The following is a 19424-nucleotide window of genomic DNA, read 5'->3' on the forward strand; positions in this document are numbered from 1 at the left end:
TGATTTTAATTTCTAAGATGCGTATGTCTTTTGATGTAGCCATATCTGCTCCAATCAAGACCCCCAAGAATCTCCCTAGAAGATTAACCTGGCTCTCCCAAGCTGCTCTTCGACTCTTCGGATTGGTCAGCTTTATCAATATGAGCAACACCTGTTTGAGAATCTTCTTCGTGATTGCCTGTACACCACTTCTGTTGTTACCGTACCCACTTCTGTCTTTGCTCAACCGGTCTATTTATTTCCTTTTGCCTCTCACCACAACAGCAGAGGGTTGTACAATCTTTTCCTGGTTTTTGATTCAAATCGCTTCTTTTGTGATCTTCGACCTTCATCCCCTCTCAGCTCTCATGTTAACAGGAGCTTCAAATCTCTTCGCATCACCAAGAACACTCCTATACGGGGTTCAAAGAATCACGGTCACGAACATTGTCTCAACGGCACTCTCCTGCGCCCTCTTCCATCCTTTCTGTGCCTTATTCGAAAACAAAATCGAAGCCGTGCCCATTTTAAAAAGTCTACCAAATCTTTTTATCCAACCCGGACGACTGATCATCCTACAAATCCTCTGCTTACTTTGGGTCACATGGACCTCTACACTGGAAGAACAAGAAGAAATAGCAAAAATTCACACAAGAATATGTAAAAAGTTCATAAAAACCTGCTTAGAATAAAATGGGTCTTGCCCCAAGAGAAAAGGCTCCTTTTTATATAAAGAAAAAAATATGATATTCTTTTCGTGAGCTCTGACCTTATTGTACCATGTTCGTTTATCAAGCCTTACGAGCCTTCACCCCTAGTTGTTCCGCTACTTCCTCTTTTCTGATCGAGTCGCTCTCCTTCATTCAGGCCATCATGTCCCGCATGAGGACATTAGTCATGGTCTTACTGCAACGTCTTCGCAATCAAGAAAAAGTTCTTAAATGGGCAAGAAAGCAACAAAAAGAATTCCCCCACAAAGTCTCCAGAGTCCTTTATCGGTCGATGCTCTTCGAATTCTTCATGGCAACTGTTACCTCTTCTTTCTTTGTGTTTCCTGCCCTTGCTGAATTGGAGAGCCTAGTACCTGGGCTTTTTCAATTGTTTTCACCTCTTCCACAAGTAGTTGCTCTTGCCTTAACCATGCTCCTGTTTGTTAAGCTCATGAGCGTTCTACTCTGTCTCGTCAAGTGCATGCTTGAGTTGCTTCAAAAAAGAGAAGGGAAGGATCTGCGCCTCACTGACCCTCCCTTTTTCTTTTATGCCCTTTTTATAGGTGCTCTGGCCTCTTTAGCTAACCTCGCTTTAGCTCTTGTTCCATATGAGACGTGTCCACATCTTCATCTTTTTCATTTCAGCGGGCAACTGTTAGTCGTGACACAACTCATTTTCGCCATTCTCTTATTTCTTCTAAACGAGATGTGCACCAAAATAACCAATGAGAAGAGGAGTACAAATCAAGAAAAATCCTCTTGGGAAAGAATTCTCCTTTCCTTTGTCGCCCTCACAGGCTTTTAGGATGGACACGATGCAAACGGTTCCATGTCAAGCCAACCGATTCACCTCTCTACTCAAGAAGGGATATTGCATCATTCCAGTGCGAGTCCTAAGGTTCCCTCTCATTTATTTTCAAGCAAGCAAGACGTACCTCGAATCACGCCTCAAAGAAAAAGAAACAACAGATAGACCATACTTATCCCGTATGCAAACCGGAACCTTCTTTTTGCTTGCCCCTCTTCTCCAAGCCGTCTTTTTCCTTAAAATTCTGCAGACTGCTCTTTATGTGGGACACTTGTTTGTCCCTACAAAACGGACTCTGCTCGCATTAGGAACATTGAGTTTTGCCTCTAAAACATTTTGGGGATCCACTATTCTCTTCAGTCTTTTCCTTATCTTCTCTGTTTTCATTCAACTTTATCAAGCTCTTACCTTACCTAGATCAAAGCTGACACGAGATGTTCTCACTTTCCACCGTTTTCCACCTCTGATCGAGGCTAACCTGTTTGCCTATGCACTTCTTTCTCAAATCAACCAAATACTCTGGTCCTCTTGTCAATCTTCTATCCGTTCTTTCTCTCATTTACACTTGTTACACTTACTTGCTACACCCGTAAGTCATGCTCTTGTCCACTTCTCCATTGCCTTAATGGTTCTCTTTTTTGTTCTTCACTTCTTTACCCACAAAGAGAACAAATTAGATGTTCTTCACTGTCTGTTCAACTCGACTTCCCTCTTACATTTGCTTAAACTGATGCTCACCAAAACCTTCGATTTTTCCCTTTTAAAACAAATCTTGGCCTCTATCCTGATCTGGAAAGTCCCCTCAAAGAAAAAGACAACAGTATCAGCAAGGTTAACCGCGATCCCTTGTCCCAATACTTTTGAGGCCATGTTGTGATCTTATCCTCACTCAATCCGTTTTAAGAGTTTTTGGATAAGGGATGGATCCTCAATGGCACGCCATACTGAACAACAGGATACCCTCACATCCTCTCTGTATCGGACGTGTTGGACGACTTGTCTCTTCTTCAGCAGGGTTGGCCTCAATGGCTAGAAAAGTGGGTTTTTATGGTTCTGCCTGTCTGTTCTGTACGAAAAGCTATTTCTCCTTTGAGAAACTCCTCGTAGGAATATCTGTAATTTTTTCCTCTGTTCAGGCCTTTATCCCTCTATGCCGGTTACTGATTCTCTTGATCGAAATTGCTCTTCTTTACAGTTTTTTTGGAGCCTGTCAGACCTTTCTCTTTGCCCACGATAAAGCTTATCTCTTTGGTTATCACGAAAATCAAATAGCTTTGGTCACCCTCTTCTTCCTTCTCTTCAAAGGGAGTGAACTTTTTCACAAGGCTCCACTCGACTCTTTCCTACAGAACTTGTCTCTTCTCTTTTTATGCGTAGGACTCATCCATAGTGGGCTACACTGTATTCTGGACAGAATGGAATCTCCTCAGTCCAAAGATCACATGCCCAGCCTAATCACTCTGCTATCTATCCTAGGCTACATCCTCTCTCAAACAGGGTACTCCTTCCTCAAAGGCTGGAAATGGACCTTTATCCTCCTTTGCAAAGCCCTTGAAAAAACCACCTTCTTATTCCCCAGGGAACAAGAAGGTGCCTCGGTCTAATTAAATAATTTTTTTACAGAATCATGTATAATGGAGCGTGGGAGAGGCCTCCCCAATTCTTCAGTGAGAAACAGACTAAAACATGACCGATCCGACCCCTGTTACGACGCCCGCGCCTCCTGAGAGTCATCGTTCTGTTCGTCCGCCTACGGGTAGACGAACTTCTTTGAGGAAAAAACTGACCCATTTTCTGTTACAAGACTTGCCATCTACCAAGTATGCAGGAGTAGTCGCTGTTAACCTCAGTATGTTGGGGAGCATCCCTCTTATTGTTCGAGGTGCTCAGTTGGCTTCTAAAAGGCTAATAACAAGCATAGCATCATATATGCTGTCACCAGAAAGCAAGCTCACAGAATATTTGCTACATTTTAACACAGCTTGGATGGGTGTTATCGGGCTTCTCTTTCTGCTTTCTGCCTTGCTTGCTCGTAATTCCATACTCCCTCTTGCAGGCGGTCGCAAGCCCACCTATTCTATCCAAATTGCAGTAGCTCGTGCTTTATTTTCCCTCTTACTGTTATTGGGAAGCCTGCCGGCCCTTTTCCTCCACTCTTCTCTCTTGGCTCAGTCTATCTTCTTCCTTTCTGCCATGTTAACTCTCTTCGGAACCGCCATTAGTCTGGTTGCCCTCCTAGAAGAAGTCAAAACTCAAAAGATCCAACATCTGGATTATGAAGTAGTGGCCGGAGCCATTCATACCATAAGCAATGTGCTGCGAGTGTGCAGAAGAACTCTTTACAGCATCCCTGAAACGGGAGAAGCCTTAGCAAAATTCCTCAAAAACAGAACAATGAAAGACGAACACGCACAAACATCCGAGTCATGGAAGCAAACATTCGCTCAAACTGTTGGAGATACTTGGGACAGCATCCTTGGATTTCTACGAGGAAGAGGCGAAAGACTCCAGGCACGAAACCTTCATCCCTTTAAGTTCTTTATTTTGGGTCAGAACCCCATAACTCCATTAGGCAAAACACAAGCCGAAGCTCTTTTCGAAAGCTTTAGTCCATAGAGTAAAATACCATGTCAAATCCAACCTACCGTACTACAATACAACGCTGTGTTTCCTCTTGTTGGAATAAACTGGATCGGATCACCTTACAATTAAGTCCTCTTGCCATAGCGTCTTCCATCATTGCCCACCAAGCTCTGAACAAAGGTGTGATTTCGCCTCTATCTAGCCACCTTATCTCTAGGATGGCATTACGATCACCTGTTGGCTACTACATGGCAGTCGCTTTCAAAGCCATCCTGACTCTTCTCTCCAACCTTTCTTTGTTAGCCTCTATCGCTGTACAGAACTCAGCTCTCTCTGAAGGAGAAAACGACAACCCACCTTCTCTACAACAGAGGGGGATCCAATTTTTCATTGGATTGGTTTGCCTTCTGATGCATGTCTTACTCTTGCCCGCAGAAGAGCAAATACTAAGCTCCTATCTTCTCTTCGGAGCTAGTTTAGAACTCGTTCTGCATTCGATTGCTATCATCAAACAACTCGTTTGCCCACCTGCCACTCCTCTAAGAGGCGTTGCTCCTAGGTCCAAGGATGTTAAGAGTCTTATCCGAAAAATGATTGCCAACTATTCTTCTCATATTCGAATCTTCATGAACTTTATCCCTTCTTTACTAAAAAAGTTTACAGCTACCTTCCTTGGGAGGAAGGGCCTAATTGGCAAACTTTGGCTCCTTTTTCGGCTTCACTTCCGTCTCATAGAAGGAGAAGAATTGCAACAGCTTGCAGAAGAACTTAACATCATACCGCCACGACAGCGACCCACACAGCCTCCTGTCAGAAACGAAGACAGAGGACGACACAACAACGCACGACAACCTACTGCGGCCGAAATCGAACGCTTGATTTTGAGGCGATATATGACTCGCACTTCAGCTCCAGCAGCTTAATTAAAACTATACCTTCGCTTTTTCAAAACAGACCAAAGTATGTCCATTCCACCTTCCACCTCTTCTTCATCCGTTAACCTAAATCCAAGTGCCAGAGATGGTCTCTGCACTAGACTTTGTCGTACTGCACGTCATTGTCTTAGCAGCGCACCTAATCACGCCAAGTTCTTAGGAACAGCACTTGTTAATTTAAGCATGCTAGGCAGCATTCCCCTCGTGACACGAACGGTCCATATTGTTTCGTCCAGTGCTATTGCTTCAGCTACATCAGGTCTTCTTGGTTCTTCCAGTATGATCATGAGATCGCTGCTCTGCCTGAACACCATTGGAGTAGCTATTTTGGGAACGCTTTTCCTTGTTTCCACTCTTCTTGCTCGAAATGCGACATTACCTCTTGCAGGTGGTCAGACAACCATGCGGTCTATGCACATGACAGTGACTCGAGCCGTTCTTTCTTTGATTCTGTTGATTACAGCTCTTCCTGCTCTCTTTGCTACGACTTCCATTACTGTAAAGGCCATCTTTCTTCTTTCCGCCATGATGACACTTATGGGGACAGTCATGAACTTCTCCGTCCTTTTGGAAGAGTGGAGAGGGCAAAGAGCAGAAGTGGATGCAGATACACCTTCAGGCTTGAGCCAAATTGGATCATCCTTAAAACAAATTTGCGTATCAACTTGCAAAGGAATGCCTCAACTGGCCAAGGCGATCCTAGCAAAAATTCAAGGACAGGGACAGAGAAACGCCCCCTCTGGTCTTGAAAGGTGGTTGCATCGTGTTCGAGTCGCAGGAGGAGGCGCGCTAGAAAACATGAGAAATCTAACAGAAGGCAGATCGACCCGATTAGACACAGATGGCAAGAATAGCCTTGGCCTCTTTTTCCTGGGACAAAACCCAGTGACTCCTTTAGGCGGAACTCCCGTAGAAGGACTCCTAGACCAGTTAGAATAGTCGTTGTACAAACTTGTAACTAGAAACACGCTCTTTTTAAGAGCGTGTTTTTTTTAGGTGTCAGGAGATGATAAAGGCCTATGTATTAATAAAAATTATTTAATATAATAGTGACATCTCTTTCAAGAGTATAAAGCCAAAAGGAGAAAAGGCATGCTATTTGTAGCGCCTTGTCAAATCGGTCACCGCATTTACAACTTTGCCTGTAGCCAAGTACGACAAGGGTACGCGCTCTCACTCTTTTCTACTGTTCTCTTAGAACGCATCATGTTCTCCCTGATGGGCTATTGCTTAAGATACGAAATAAGGGACTATCCTCTCCTAGGACGTGGAATCCTTGCTCTAGTATGTACAGGGCTCCCTATCGCTTTGGTTTACGAAAGAAACCACTTCATGCTTTCGGCTTCTCCATTGAAGTCTCTGCCTCTAGCTGCTCTCTTCTTATATTTGCATTCTATTTTGTTCGGATCTCGTGTCTTATTTGAAAACAAAGTAATACGCTGGCTCTCTTACCTTGCCTTTGGAGAGGCGCTCCTCAATTTCATTGCGGATTTAAGAAACAATGGGTTCCTCGTCACTTGTCGTTCTATTGTTTCCTCTTCTTGGCAAATTTTGGATGAGGAAATCACAAAGAAGAGAATGCACCTTGCCGCAACTTTCCTATCCCATCGAGCCATGGATACGGGAATACAAAGCCTATTGCGCTATGTAACGAACGGATTCAGCCCACTTTTACAAAGTACCATTTACTTTTTCTCTAAACTTTTTATTTTGACCTCCTTTTGTGGGCTATCTGTGATCTCTGAAAGCATCGACAATGAATGGAAGTACCGAGAATTTTCTTTTGGGCTAAGCGTCTCCTGTTTGCTCTTACATTTTTCTGTGTTTGGAACTGCAGATTTGTTTACTACAAACCTTTCCACTCTTGCTTTACATATCTTGTGTCTAAGTAGCTTAGTTAACTTTGTTAAGCTTTTCCTAAACCGGATACAGAACAAGCTGTCACAAAACCAAACTTCTGTCCTTCAAAAAATAGTACAGTGCTTCTACGAAATTGTTCTTGTCCAGCCCTTTGAGGCGACATTACATGCTATTTCTTGCCATATCCTCTTTGTTCTCTCCCTATGTAAACTCATTACAGTTACTCTGAAAAGACTTCCTTCTTGTCTCTGTACATGCTGCAAAAAATGTGGAAGCACACTATGCCAGCTCTCTAAGGACTTTCTACTCCTTGTTCTCGTGCACACCAAATTGGCTGAAAAAGCCAAGCTCATCCAATTGCTTGAAAAACGGCTAGAAGAACTCCGTGGGCCAAGAGAGAACTCTCCAGTAGCTTTTGTCCGACCGGCACCTGCTCTTCTGGAAGAGGAAGAACCCGATGATGACCTCCCTGATCCCAGGAGCCCTTGGACACGAGCCTATGACCCTCCCTCCTACCAAGCTGTATTAGACTCCCCAAGCCTCTATCCACTTGTCTCTCCTGAGAGTTAAATGGCATCGGGTTTCAGATCTGCAGAAGAAAGAGTATTTCCTTTAAACTGCTGGCGACAGGTTCCTGTTCCTCTATCTTTATTTTAGGTATTGACCCAGAAATATCCGTCTTTGACCTATGGAACAACTCTCCAACCGTAGAAATTCCAAAATAAAAACATGGAAAGAGCAACTCAAGAAAAAGAGCTCTCATTTCCTGCTTTTGCCAGGAGAAGATCTTCTTGAGGAGAATCGTGACTCTTTTATTCCCAAAATCCTTCTCAGTACCTGTCACGAGACGTTACACGTATGGGCAGAAAAATATGCTTTGCACCACCCTGAGCTCTATCTCCTTACTCCACAGCTCCTTCAAACCGTATGCGATCTCCAGCACTTCCAAGGAATATGTGCAATAGGAAGAATACGGAAATTGAAAATGCCCTGTTCAGGACGTTTTCTTTTTTTAGACGGCATTCAAGACCCTGGTAATTTTGGAGCCATTGTTCGGTCTTGTTTAGCCTTTGAATGGGACGGTATTTTTTATACGTCCGACTGTTGCTCTCCTTATCAATCAAAAGTAATCCGAGCTTCAAGAGGTGGTATACTCCAGATCCCTCTTCAAAAAACCTGTATCTCAGCTTTTCTGGAAAACACCCCTACGAATCAAATTTGGATCACAAAAAGAGAAGGACTGCCTCTGAAAGAGATTCCTCTCCCTCCCAGACCCTTTGTCCTTGTTTTGGGAAACGAAGGCCATGGGCCTTCGTCCGAGTGGCCTGACACCTGTCCAGGCATCTGGATTCCGATCCGAGAAGAGTCTCTTAATGTTGCTTGTGCAGCAACCCTTTTGCTTCACGCCCTTAGCTAAGGGATCCCCTTGCATAAATTAGCTTCGTCCACCAGACTGACGAAAAAGTTAGTGGAATGGAAAAGGATAAGACGATGTCAAAATCCAAAACTGCTCTTTCTCCAACACGAGAAGAAAACTTTAGTGAATGGTTTCATTCTATTATTAGAGAAGCAGAGTTAGCAGATCATTCTTCGGTCAAAGGTTGTATGGTTATTCGACCTTGGGGATTTGCCATTTGGGAACGTATTCAAGCCATCTTAGACCGTACCATTAAGGAAACAGGCCATGAAAATGCTTACTTTCCTCTGTTTGTGCCCTTACATTTTTTCGATAAAGAAGCCGATCACATTTCTGGATTTGCCAAAGAGTGTGCGGTTGTCACACATCGTCGACTCGAACCATCTGCAGACGGCAAATTCATTCCTGGAAGCCCTTTAGCAGAGCCTCTCATTGTCCGCCCCACTTCTGAAACCATGATCGGTGAGATGTTTTCAAAATGGATACATTCTCATCGAGACCTTCCTCTTCTGATCAATCAATGGGCTAATGTCGTCCGATGGGAAATGCGAACAAGGCCCTTTTTACGCACTTCTGAGTTCCTCTGGCAAGAGGGACATACAGCTCATGCAACAGCAGAAGAAGCCAAGAGTGAGACAAGGAAAATGCTCGACGTTTACGAACATTTCATTCGTTCTTCCCTTGCCATTCACCCTATTAAAGGGATGAAAACAGAGTCAGAAAAGTTTCCAGGGGCTCAGCAGACCTATTGCATTGAAGCACTCATGCAAGACAACAAAGCTTTACAAATGGGCACTTCTCATTTCTTTGGAGACACTTTTGCCCGTTCCTTCAACATTCAATTCTCTGACGAAACTGGAGAACGACACTACGTCCAAACGACCTCTTGGGGTGTTTCTACACGCTTGATCGGAGGATGCATCCTGTCTCATGGAGATGACAATGGTCTTGTCCTCTCTCCAGATCTAGCGCCGAAACAAATTGTCATCATGCCCGTGCATCGGTATAGGGAGCACCCGGAAGTTTTGGACTACTGCCAAAAATTAGAAAACAGTCTGAAGACAGTTATCTTCCATCAAGAACGTTTGCGTGTCTTGCTCGATCTGAAAGAGGAGACAGGAGGAGAGAAAAAATGGAAGTGGATTAAGAAAGGAGTCCCTATCCTTGTTGAAATAGGTCTCAAAGAAGTCGAAACCAAAAGCATAGGATGGATAGAAAGAGTAGGATTGATCCAAAAGAAAGGAGTCTCTTTTGAAACCTTTCTACAAGAAGCGCCGACTCTTCTCCAGGAGATGCAAGATACGATTCTAGCCTCTTCTGAACACAGGACACGGACCAACATTCAAGTCATTTCCTCCAAAGCGGAGTTCTATGATTTCTTTGCCCAAAAGAACCCTGGATTGGCTCTCTGTTACTGTTCCGATCATCTAGCAGACCAGCTGAAAGAAGAACTTCAGGTCACACCACGCTGTATTCCCCTGGAAGAAGATCATCCGGGACGCTGTCTCTTTTCTGGAAAAGATCTCCCTTCCCGCACACTTATAGGTAAGGCGTATTGAGACGGCTAATCGATTGGACCCGTTTCCTACTAGCTCCTCCACGTTGTCTACATTGTCAGGTTCCTTTGCAAAGAACACTTCTGTTTTGCAAAGAATGCGGAGAGTGGCTTTCTCTAGCAGATACACCCTCTCTACCTGATTGGCTTCTTGTTGTTTTTGATCTAGAAGGCCCTGGAGGTTCTCTCACCACGTCTCTCTCCTCTCAATCAGCGTATGAACATCTCGCCTCCTGGATGGCCTTAAAATGGCTACAGGAGCCCACCAGACATGCGGACTATGTCTGGGCACCTTTCCACAAAGATGAACCCCTCTGTGCCCCTTTTGTTCGTGATCTGGGGTACTACAAAGGAGTGCCCCAGCAAGAAGGAGGCCAAACCCTTCTGCTCCTGATATCCCATCTGCACGATCTGAATGGCTTGATTCACTGCCTCAGACACCTTTCTCATCCAAATCTGAAAAAAATTTGGATTCTTACTGGAACAATCCATTCTAAAATTTGGTCTGAGCGGCTCTTACTGATTGAAATAAGAAATTTAGTATTAAATTCATCGTTGTGAATATCCCCCTCGCCTATTACGATTCTTAACCTTGGAAGGTGTGCAAGACTTTTATTTAAAAAGAAGAGATTTTTTTGTATAATTAAGTCCGAGATCCAACAACAAACTAAAGAATATGACCTCTCCAATAGATCGCTCTTCTCTCTCATTTAGGAAGAAACTGTCCAAGGTTCTTGAGACAGGAGCCGATATCACAAGTTCCTTCCTTGCGGCCCGAGCCTTTTCCATAGCGGCAGCAAAAACAACCTCTCTTGCTTGTGCACTTCTCTGTAAGTTTACCGTATCTTGTGCAACACTAAGCTTGGCTATCCATTCTTGTTCCCTTCTAGCGCAGCTTAGTGGAAAAAGCCTCCATTCTGAAAGAAGCAAACTAGCAAGAACTGTTAACAAGTTGACTCATTCCGCAACGACTTTTCTCCGTATTTGTCTTGCCTTTGCTTTCCTGTTACCCTTTGCCTTTTTGGGTACGCAAGCTTTGGGGACTTGTCTAATCCACTGTTGTATCGATTTACAGCTTTTTAGTCTCATCACAGCCTGTTTAATGGGGATCTTGAGCCTACTTGTCTTCTCCTGGAAAGTGGTTCTAGCACCGACCTCAAAGCTTTATCACTCTCCTCTATATTCCATGGTTCGTGCCATGACTGATGTCATGCTCGTCACGAACAAATGGTTCCTCGCAAACCCTCTCCTTTTTTTCGGATAAGTCACAGCATGAGGATTTATTTTCATCTCTAAGTCAACCGGTGTCTTCTAGAGCGTTGCATGGCCACCTGATACTCTTTTTGAGCCTCCAAAATAAGGCGTAAGGGGAGACAAAAAAGCAGACTCACCTTAGTGCGAAACTCTGAAGAGACCAGACGAGAATGTCTAAGGGCAGATGCTTCAAGAATAAGATTCAGACCAATCAATAAGATTGATAAATCAAAACGTGAATGGTGTAACACTTTCAGAAAAAGTTTGACCATCCATTCCATACGATAAAAAGAAGCCAAAGATTTTTCGCAAAAAGGCAGTAATTTTAGAACTTTAATCAAGTGAGATCGCCCACATCTTATGACCTGTGTCAGATCAGAACGGGATCCAACAGAGAAATCTTTTAAATGGCACATTCTTGCAGAAATCCATGTTTTCAAAGTTTCTGCTGATAGAGGCCTATCAAGTAGGATGACTTCTTCTTCCCAAAAAGTTGCCTCCAAATGAGAGAGATGGTTCAACACTTGTCTTCTGCAAAACTCTGAAGAGCAGAATCTGGGAAACAGTGATTGTAAAAAAACAAAAGAACCCGTCTGATTGCTAAGAGCTTTTCTTGACTGATTCAGGATCACTTCTAATGTGGAGTGATCATTTTCACCTGCTTTGAGTAAGGCAAAAGCAGCATTCTCTCTAAGAGAAAGAGGCGAAAAAAAGACTCCTTGATGAGCAAGGGTATAGGGTAAAACTATGCTGTGACAAAAATTAAGCCAAATAGAAAAGAGCCTTCTAAATAAGGCACGAAGATCAACAAGAACAGAGGTAGGCCTTACGGGCCATTTAAAATTCATCAATCTTCCTTCAGGTCCGTAAGCCAAAAGAAACGCTTGACAAAGGGCAATCTCTGACAAGTACTGCCCTTCTTGAAACCGAAAACCTGATTCTACAGAAGCAAAGGATCTCGTGATCGATTGATCCCCTTCCCAACATGTATGTTGTAGAACTAAATCCTCCCATCTTCTGTCGTCATCTCGGTAGGAAAAACATCCGATCATTAATCCAGAAATATTAAAGCTTTCTGACAGAAAGCAAGAGATTAAACACGGCTCAGAAAAAATAGCTAAAACAGACCGAAGCACCTCTACAAAGTTCTCGCACAATAAGGCACATCGTGGAATATCTTGGAAAAATGGACCGCCCTCTTCTAAAAAGAGCTGCCGAACAGATAGACAAAAAATACAAACGATCGAATCGATGAACTGGGACCGGTGCGTCGTAGCATAAGGGGCACAATTGGAAGCAAAGATTTCACAAAAGAATCTTTCTTCTAACGAAGAAAGACCACAACATATCCTCCTCAAAAAATCAGCTTCTTCGATCCAAAAAGGGTCCCGAGAAAAACTGAAAGCTGGAAGACCTCGACTTGCCTCTACAGGTCCATCATTTAATAAATGCCTGAGATAAGATGGTACGCTTAAAAGGGACTCCTCTTCTACTTCACCTAAGCAACAATGTACAAAAAAGAATTCCTGAACATAAGGTACAGCCTCTAAAGAGCCCCTTAAACAGGCATACACCCTGCTTAGAGTATCACAACAGACAAGAAGATCTGCTATAGAAATGGGCAGGAAAAGAGGAAGTTCTTGTTCCAAATGGGAATGAACAACTGCAAAGGCGCCCTTCAAAAGGACAATCTCTTTAGCAGAGTGAGCTAATGGGATACGTCCTATCCATGCAGATGAGTTGGCCTGCGCAGCTAAAACCTGAAACAGATTACAAAAGAACAAAGACAATCTTCCCCTTAAAATAGGGGCTTGACGCTGTTCAAGAGACCTTGAATAAGGCAAATATAGATATCTAGAATGGATAGAAGAAAACAAGGGGACCTTGATCTTTAGATCAAGCTAAGACGTACTACTCTTCTTGGGACTATGATAGGGGCAAAATCTGAATCTACAAAATCCATTCAAATCCATCTACTGGTTTTTTTCTATTGGAAAGAAGCATCTGCATGCTTGAGCTGAATACCGTCAACGTCTATGGATAGCTTGATGTTCTCTTTGAGCCTCAAGAATCAAGCGAAGAGGAAGACAAAAGAGCAGGCTTATCTTAACATGCCAGCTTGATGGCTCATGCCAACCAGGAGAGTGCCTGATTCGGGACACTGCAAGAATGAGCTTAAGACAATCCAACAACTCGACTAAACTAAAACGTGAACTAAGCAGTAGTTTAAGAAACATTTTGGTCATCCATGTCATGCTATGAAAAGAAACTAAAGATTCTTCGCAGAAAGGAAGTCCTTTCAGAAACTGGATAAAATGGTGTCGTCCATGTTTTACGACTCGTACAAGGCTCTCACGTGACCCAAGTTGAAAGTCTGTCAAACCACACAGCCTTAAACTTATCCAGCTCTTCACCATCTCTTCTGAGGGAGACATGGAAAGGATTGCTCCACCTTCCGGAAAAGAAGAATCTAATTCGGATAGAAGAGACAAAACCTTCCCTTTATATCGTTCTGATGGGCAAAGCTTAGGAAAAAGCCATTGTGAAAAAGCAAAAGCTCCTACCTCCTTTTCAAGGTCTCCTTCTGACTGATTCAATATGATTTCCAATGCAACACGATCTCTCTTGCCTTCTTGCAGGAGGGCAAGAACAGAACAATACCTAAGAGAAGGAGGAGTAGAAAATTGTCTTCGGTAGGCACAAACATAGGGCAAGATTTTGCTGTGGCAAAAGTCAAGCCAAATAGAAAACAAGCTCTTAAACAAAGGAAGAAGAGGGGCTACCTGAGAGATAGGTCTTCTAGGCCACTCGAAACTCCTAACCCTTCCTTCAGGACCATACGCCGTAAGAAACGCCTCACAAAGTTCGATTTCTGATAAGTATTGACCTCTCTGGAACCAGAAATGCCATTCTACGGATGCAGAGGCCCTATGGATCGACTGGTTGCCATCCCAACAAGTATACTGATACATCAGCTCCTCTATACCGATGTTGCCCTCTCTAGAGGAAAAAGATTCTACCATCAGTCCAGAGAGGTTAAAGCACTCCGAAACAAAACAAGAGATTAAACAAGGGGAGGAAAAAATCTCTAAACGAGCACATAGTAGATCGATAAAACTTCTCACTAAAGCAGTGCATCGTGGAATATCTTGCGAAAAGGGTCCAACTTCTCCTAAAAAGAGCCCACGGACAGAAGTGTAAAAGGTCCCCACCAGAAGATCAAGAAATTGTGAACGATGTTGGAGCGCCCTTCCTCTCCAACAAGGAGTATAATTTGAGGTAAACATCTCACGAAAAGCGTGTCGCTCTAATGGAGAAAGATCATGAGAAACTTTCTCCAAGACGGACTCTTCACTAATCCAAAAAGGGTCTTGAGAAAAGCTATATGCAGCAAGAGCTCGTTCTGCCTCTACAGATCCCCCATTCAATAGATGCCTGAGATAAGACTGCATCACCCAAAGAGCCTCTTGTCGTAAACGACCCAATTGACATTGGCCTAAGAAAAATTCTTGAACAGCAGGAACAGACTCTGGACTGCCTCTTATATAAGCGTGAACTCTGTTAAAAGTGTCACAACAGCCAAGGAGACCTGCTAGAGGAATGGGCAAAGCTAGAGGAACATCCCAAACCGAATATGAATCAATGAGCTCAAAAGCCCCAACTAAAGGAAAAATCTCTCTTTCTGCTCGAGTGAGCGGAATAGTTCCGACTTGTCCATGTTTAGCTAAAACCTGAAACAAATGATGAAAAAACCGAGGAAATCTATGCTCTAAGCCAATGGTCTGCTGCTGTCTTGAAAAAGGCCCAGAGTAGGGAAGATATAAACATTTGGAACCGATGAGGGGCAACAAGGAAGTCTAATCCTCTTCCCGTTTTCTCTTTCTAGATAACCATTCTTCCCTATTCTGAGTGGAAGACGCAACAGGTTCTTCCTCTAAAGAGGCACTTAAGAAATGCGAAAAGAGCAGATCAAGCCAGTAGCTCCAACAACTGTGCTGAGCAGTCACACGTATGTTTTCGTTCGAACTTAATAGAAAAATACCTGATAACCAAGAGGACATCGTTTGCCTATTTCCTTTTCTTGTTTTGAGATACTTGAAAAAGAGCTTGATCATAAGCTGCATTTGGCAAAAAGAGAGTAAAGATGTCTCACAAAAAGGCAATAACCGAAGGACAAACATAAAGTCTTCTCGTAGAGACGTCATCCTACTTGCAAAACAAGAGTGTTGTACAAGAGCCATTCCCCCCACTGGCGCAGACAATTGTAACTTGCGCAACCTATTTTTAATCCAAAGGATTGGACGTTCCGAAGAACACAACTTAAGGAAAACGGTCTGTGCATACGCAAAAGATACGGACTGATCTTTCGAGGCTTGTAAGGCCAACTCACATACAGCAACATACTGATAATCACATATCTCTTGACTCGACTCTAGTACAGCAACAGCGGCACACTGTTCAAGAGAACAAGCCAAAGGGCGAGATAAGGACACAGAAAAGCTAGTATGGGCTTGAACATAAGGAGCGATTCTCGCACGACAAAGATCAAGCCAATACGAAAAGATTGGAGAAAAGATAGGCCTGAACCTTTCAGAAATCGATGAAACAGGAGCCAATGGCCAGTCAAAATTTGGAGAACGACCCTCGTCCGTGTAAGCCATGAGAAAGAGTTCGCATAGCTCAATCTCTGATATTGAAGCTCTCTTATAAAAGGATAAATGCCATTCAACACTAGAAACAGGAATGTGAATTGATTGGTTCGAGAGCCACATTCTACGATTATAAATTACTGGGTGTTCTGTTGCCGGATTGGCATGCCGAATCGAAAAAATTTCTATAAAAAGACCAGAAAACTTGAAGAGTTCCCAAACAAGGTTTTTTATCAAACAAGGATGAGATAAAAACTTTAAACGGGAACTCAAAAAGTCAATGAAACGACATGCTAACTCTTGAGTTAAATCAACATTTTGGTAAAAAAGATTGTTGTCTAATAAGAATAGTTCTCTCAAGGAGAGGCCAAAAACAAATATGGCCCCATTGATGAAATTCAAAGAGTGTGGAGCTCGAGGAGGACGAGAGGATATAGGTTTTCTGGAGAGGAAACGCTCTTGGAAAGAACGAGAAGCTGAAAAAGGAAGGTCTTTGCACACAAAAGCAAACATGTCTTGTTCACAAATCCAAAAAGGGTCTCCTACAAAAGAAATACCAGTAATAGAAAACAAGTTTGTCAAGCAGTCGCTATTTAAAGAACTTCTCATATAAGAATGAAAGAATAACATCTCTCCACTTATGTTCAAGAGTCCACATCGACGAAAAAATTGCTGATACGTAGCAGTGAATTCTGGAGATCCTTCTGAACAGATCAATGTTTTTAACAAGTCTTCAAGCACTTCTAAGAGAGGAGCAAGAGGCAAAGGGAGCGTAAAGGGAATGTGTTCTCCCTGTTGATCGAATGCATACATATGCAGAAGACAGTCATTTAAACGACTAATCTCTCTCCCTGCAGTTGTCAAAGGAATACTGCCCCTCTCATGGCGAAGGTGATGTTGTCTGGACAGAATAAAAAGCACCTTTTTAATAGTAGAAGAAAAGTCGTGTAAATCTCGATGGGCAGAAGAAGATGGAAAATAGGGAAAGTATAAATTGGTCGATCCAAGTAAAGGAGAAATGGACACTTTAAACGATCCCGAGAGAAACCAATAAAATCAAATGATTACACATCAATAGTCATTGGAAACAGAGGTATACTTTCCCTTCAGGCCTCAAAAAACATGGTATCTAGCCAATAGTTCTATCAATCGGACTCTGCGCTCTTTCTCATAATTTCACCAGTACTTAGAAAGACTTGCTGTCATTCTCATTTGTCAACAAGAGATCAAAGAATTCTTACACAAAGCAATAAAGAGGCTCAAAGGGACGAGATAGCCTTCTGGGGAGATATCCTATCTTGTAATGGCTTTGTCCACAAATCAGAAAAGCCAGAAGGGCAGCTTGAAACTTGAGCGTAAGCAAGAGAGGTTGCTCGTGTAGACCCAGACGTCTCCATGAAAGAGGATAAAACTATATCCCAACAGTTAACCGATCCATTTTTATTTCCCCAAACAGAGGTTTGGTCTTCGAAGAGGTTATAAAGTAAGGAAATATACAGACTCAAATGTAAACAGTAAAACCATGCAACTAGAAACGGCCAAAACATCTTGTTATCCAGATCTTAAGAGCCTCCTTCTTCTTCTCGCTTTCTCTTCTTAGGCAATTGCTCTTCCATACCTTCACTTGAGGTAGAAGGGCCTTCTCTTACCCTTATAACGGATCTCTGAATTTGCAAAAGCTTGTCTAAAGATTGAAAAAATAACAGATCCATCAGATGTGCCCACCAGGAAGGGTCAGGTGTAGATCGAATCTCTTCATTTGCACTTAGTAGAAAAATACATCTTAGCCAGGAGTGCAACATTTTCCTATTCCCCTTTTTCACCTTCAAAAATTTGATCAAGAAATGGATTGTTATTTGCATCTGGCAAAAAGAAGGTAAAGATGTCTCATAAAAAGGCAATAAACGAAGGACAGAGATAACATCCTCTCTTAAGGAGGAGAGATCCTTTTTAAGAAGGCTCTCATGTCCTGAACGAAAAGAGTCTAGACCACGTAGTACATGGAGAACCCACCAGTCTTCAGCCAGGTTTGGTTCATCTAACTTCAAAATGTCTTCTAAGAGTTCCAAGTGAGCAGAAGAGCTTAGCGGGAAAAGAGACTGCATTTTTCTTAATCTTCTTTTGATCCAAACATCGATATTCTCTGAAGGACAAAACTTAGAAAAACAAACTTGTGCGTGCGCAAAAGAGACCACATTAGACATCTCGCATGAAGTTGGCAAAATCATGTCCCATACGGAGAGGTACTGATAGTCAGCCAGAGTCCTCTTCGAATTCAGTACAGCAATAGCAGCATAGTCTTGAAGAGAGTATCCTAAGCTAGGTCGGCACAGTAACGCAAATGAGTCACTGTGTGCCTGAACGTAAGGAATCACTTTCGCATGACAAAGGTTAAGCCAAGCTGAAAATGTTCGAGAAAATAAAGGCCGTGCCTGGTCAGAGATCTCTGAAGTAGGCCTTAGAGGCCAATTAAAATCTACATTGCGACCATCAAGAGTGTAAGCTTCAAGAAATAGTTGACATAATTCAAGAGCAGAGACTTCTGATTTTCTATAGAAACGAAAATGCCATTCTACTTTCGGATTACACATGTGAATCGACTGATGAGCAAACCATGCCCTGCGCCTATAAATCGACCAATTTTCCGAAAAAGTATCAATAAGTAGACCAGAAAACCTAAATTGCTCCCAAACTAGATTGGTGATCAAACAAGGATGAGACAAAAACTTTAGACGAGAAGACAAGAACTCAATAAAACGAAAAGAAATTTGTGTGCACAAGTCAATATTTTGATGAAAAACACTACCTGCTTCTAGGAAAAGATCATGCAAAGAAGCGTAAAAGGCAAGTACAACTGCATCAATAAAGGTCAAGGAATGTGGATTCGCTGGAGGGATATAACTTATAAGGCTATTTGAAACTAGTCGTTCTCGAAAAACTCGAGACGTAGATTGTGGAATATTATTACATACAAAATCGAGTAGCTCCTTTTCGCAGACCCAAAAAGGATCTTTTAAGAAACCAATACCATTGGCGGAAAGCAAATTAAAAGCATCTGCAAAATCCCTATTTAGGGTGCTCCTTATATAAGACTGAAAACACAAAAGATTGCCACTTATATTCAACAGCTCACAAGAATGAAAAAACTGTTGGTACGCCTCCCTAGCCTCAGGAGCATCACCTAAACAGATAAAGAACCTCAAAAAGTCTTCAATGAGATCTAATAATGAACTGATCGGCAAAGAGAGGGCAAAGGGAATGCAGTCTTGTTGCATGACATCATCCAATTGAGAAAAGCTTTCGCTTAAACGAAAGATTTCCCTCCCCGACTCACTCAAAGGAATACTGCCTGCTTCACGACGACGCTGATGCTGCAGGAACAAAACTCGAAGTATCTTCTTAATAGTAGAAGAAAAATCATCTGAAATGTAATTTCCCTCAGAAATGGAGAAACAAGGAAAAAACAAATGCGTAGATCCGAGCAGCGGAGGGACGGACGTGGACACGTTACGGAAAGCCTGTAATAGGATGAAGAAAAACAACTAGTCGTGTGAAGAATATTGTAATAAAAGACTTATTCGCCTGAAAGGTCAAAATTTCATGTTTTTCCCTGGAGACCCTTGGGTTTTAAATCATTGAAAATGAAGAGAAAATAATAAGCAATCCTACTTGCT

Annotated in this window: 16 protein-coding genes; 12 read left to right on the top strand and 4 right to left on the bottom strand. The window is 42.6% G+C overall.

Annotated features, from left to right (window positions below; translation table 11 throughout):
* The first annotated feature begins 17 nt into the window (after window positions 1-17).
* The 12 genes from HAT2_RS03415 (at window position 18) to HAT2_RS03470 (ending at window position 11111) form a co-directional block, all read left to right on the top strand.
* On the top strand, window positions 18-671 hold the full coding sequence (locus tag HAT2_RS03415) for a hypothetical protein (RefSeq protein WP_220253888.1): 654 nt from the start codon (window positions 18-20) through the stop codon (window positions 669-671).
* Between the two features lie 88 nt (window positions 672-759).
* Complete coding sequence (locus HAT2_RS03420; RefSeq protein WP_147267519.1) at window positions 760-1494, top strand: hypothetical protein; 735 nt, start codon at window positions 760-762, stop codon at window positions 1492-1494.
* 1 nt (window position 1495) lies between these two features.
* Window positions 1496-2374, top strand: coding sequence for a hypothetical protein (locus HAT2_RS03425; protein WP_181860363.1), 879 nt, complete (start codon window positions 1496-1498; stop codon window positions 2372-2374).
* 43 nt (window positions 2375-2417) lie between these two features.
* Window positions 2418-3101 carry a hypothetical protein gene (locus tag HAT2_RS03430; protein WP_114544612.1) on the top strand — a complete coding sequence of 228 codons (684 nt, stop codon included), beginning with the start codon at window positions 2418-2420 and terminating at the stop codon, window positions 3099-3101.
* An 82-nt stretch (window positions 3102-3183) separates the two neighbouring features.
* The gene (locus HAT2_RS03435) at window positions 3184-4113 is read left to right on the top strand and encodes a hypothetical protein (RefSeq protein ID WP_114544613.1); all 930 of its coding nucleotides are present in this window, start codon (window positions 3184-3186) and stop codon (window positions 4111-4113) included.
* An 11-nt stretch (window positions 4114-4124) separates the two neighbouring features.
* Window positions 4125-5003: a hypothetical protein gene (locus tag HAT2_RS03440; protein WP_114544614.1), complete on the top strand. Its 879-nt coding sequence runs from the start codon at window positions 4125-4127 to the stop codon at window positions 5001-5003.
* A gap of 39 nt (window positions 5004-5042) precedes the next feature.
* Window positions 5043-5954 carry a hypothetical protein gene (locus tag HAT2_RS03445; protein WP_147267520.1) on the top strand — a complete coding sequence of 304 codons (912 nt, stop codon included), beginning with the start codon at window positions 5043-5045 and terminating at the stop codon, window positions 5952-5954.
* A 153-nt stretch (window positions 5955-6107) separates the two neighbouring features.
* Window positions 6108-7445 (top strand): hypothetical protein, encoded by a 1338-nt coding sequence (locus HAT2_RS03450; RefSeq protein ID WP_114544616.1) that lies wholly within the window; start codon window positions 6108-6110, stop codon window positions 7443-7445.
* Between the two features lie 118 nt (window positions 7446-7563).
* Window positions 7564-8292 carry a TrmH family RNA methyltransferase gene (locus tag HAT2_RS03455; RefSeq protein WP_114544617.1) on the top strand — a complete coding sequence of 243 codons (729 nt, stop codon included), beginning with the start codon at window positions 7564-7566 and terminating at the stop codon, window positions 8290-8292.
* 74 nt (window positions 8293-8366) lie between these two features.
* Window positions 8367-9851 carry a proline--tRNA ligase gene (gene proS, locus HAT2_RS03460; protein WP_114544625.1) on the top strand — a complete coding sequence of 495 codons (1485 nt, stop codon included), beginning with the start codon at window positions 8367-8369 and terminating at the stop codon, window positions 9849-9851.
* Window positions 9848-10408, top strand: a complete 561-nt coding sequence (locus HAT2_RS03465) for a hypothetical protein (protein ID WP_114544618.1) — start codon at window positions 9848-9850, stop codon at window positions 10406-10408. Before proS ends, HAT2_RS03465 begins: the two co-directional genes overlap by 4 nt.
* Before the next feature lie 115 nt (window positions 10409-10523).
* Window positions 10524-11111 (top strand): hypothetical protein, encoded by a 588-nt coding sequence (locus HAT2_RS03470; protein ID WP_114544619.1) that lies wholly within the window; start codon window positions 10524-10526, stop codon window positions 11109-11111.
* 28 nt (window positions 11112-11139) lie between these two features.
* Here the strand turns inward: HAT2_RS03470 and HAT2_RS03475 are convergent, their stop codons facing one another.
* The 4 genes from HAT2_RS03475 to HAT2_RS03495 form a co-directional block, all read right to left on the bottom strand.
* The gene (locus HAT2_RS03475) at window positions 11140-12891 is read right to left on the bottom strand and encodes a hypothetical protein (protein WP_220253889.1); all 1752 of its coding nucleotides are present in this window, start codon (window positions 12889-12891) and stop codon (window positions 11140-11142) included.
* A gap of 237 nt (window positions 12892-13128) precedes the next feature.
* Window positions 13129-14952: a hypothetical protein gene (locus HAT2_RS03480; RefSeq protein WP_114544621.1), complete on the bottom strand. Its 1824-nt coding sequence runs from the start codon at window positions 14950-14952 to the stop codon at window positions 13129-13131.
* Window positions 14953-14958: 6 nt separating this feature from the next.
* Entirely contained in the window at window positions 14959-16776 is a 1818-nt protein-coding gene (locus HAT2_RS03485) for a hypothetical protein (protein WP_114544622.1), read from the bottom strand.
* Between the two features lie 536 nt (window positions 16777-17312).
* Window positions 17313-19256, bottom strand: a complete 1944-nt coding sequence (locus HAT2_RS03495; RefSeq protein WP_114544624.1) for a hypothetical protein — start codon at window positions 19254-19256, stop codon at window positions 17313-17315.
* Window positions 19257-19424: the final 168 nt, after the last annotated feature.

The organism is Candidatus Similichlamydia laticola (assembly GCF_003339615.1).
Classification (GTDB): Bacteria; Chlamydiota; Chlamydiia; order Chlamydiales; family Parilichlamydiaceae; genus Similichlamydia; species Similichlamydia laticola.

Coding starts and splice junctions, on each gene's coding strand:
- HAT2_RS03415 (WP_220253888.1), top strand. CDS start 18: ATGCGTATGTCTTTTGATGTAGCCATATCTGCTCCAATCAAGACCCCC.
- HAT2_RS03420 (WP_147267519.1), top strand. CDS start 760: ATGTTCGTTTATCAAGCCTTACGAGCCTTCACCCCTAGTTGTTCCGCT.
- HAT2_RS03425 (WP_181860363.1), top strand. CDS start 1,496: ATGGACACGATGCAAACGGTTCCATGTCAAGCCAACCGATTCACCTCT.
- HAT2_RS03430 (WP_114544612.1), top strand. CDS start 2,418: ATGGATCCTCAATGGCACGCCATACTGAACAACAGGATACCCTCACAT.
- HAT2_RS03435 (WP_114544613.1), top strand. CDS start 3,184: ATGACCGATCCGACCCCTGTTACGACGCCCGCGCCTCCTGAGAGTCAT.
- HAT2_RS03440 (WP_114544614.1), top strand. CDS start 4,125: ATGTCAAATCCAACCTACCGTACTACAATACAACGCTGTGTTTCCTCT.
- HAT2_RS03445 (WP_147267520.1), top strand. CDS start 5,043: ATGTCCATTCCACCTTCCACCTCTTCTTCATCCGTTAACCTAAATCCA.
- HAT2_RS03450 (WP_114544616.1), top strand. CDS start 6,108: ATGCTATTTGTAGCGCCTTGTCAAATCGGTCACCGCATTTACAACTTT.
- HAT2_RS03455 (WP_114544617.1), top strand. CDS start 7,564: ATGGAACAACTCTCCAACCGTAGAAATTCCAAAATAAAAACATGGAAA.
- proS (WP_114544625.1), top strand. CDS start 8,367: ATGTCAAAATCCAAAACTGCTCTTTCTCCAACACGAGAAGAAAACTTT.
- HAT2_RS03470 (WP_114544619.1), top strand. CDS start 10,524: ATGACCTCTCCAATAGATCGCTCTTCTCTCTCATTTAGGAAGAAACTG.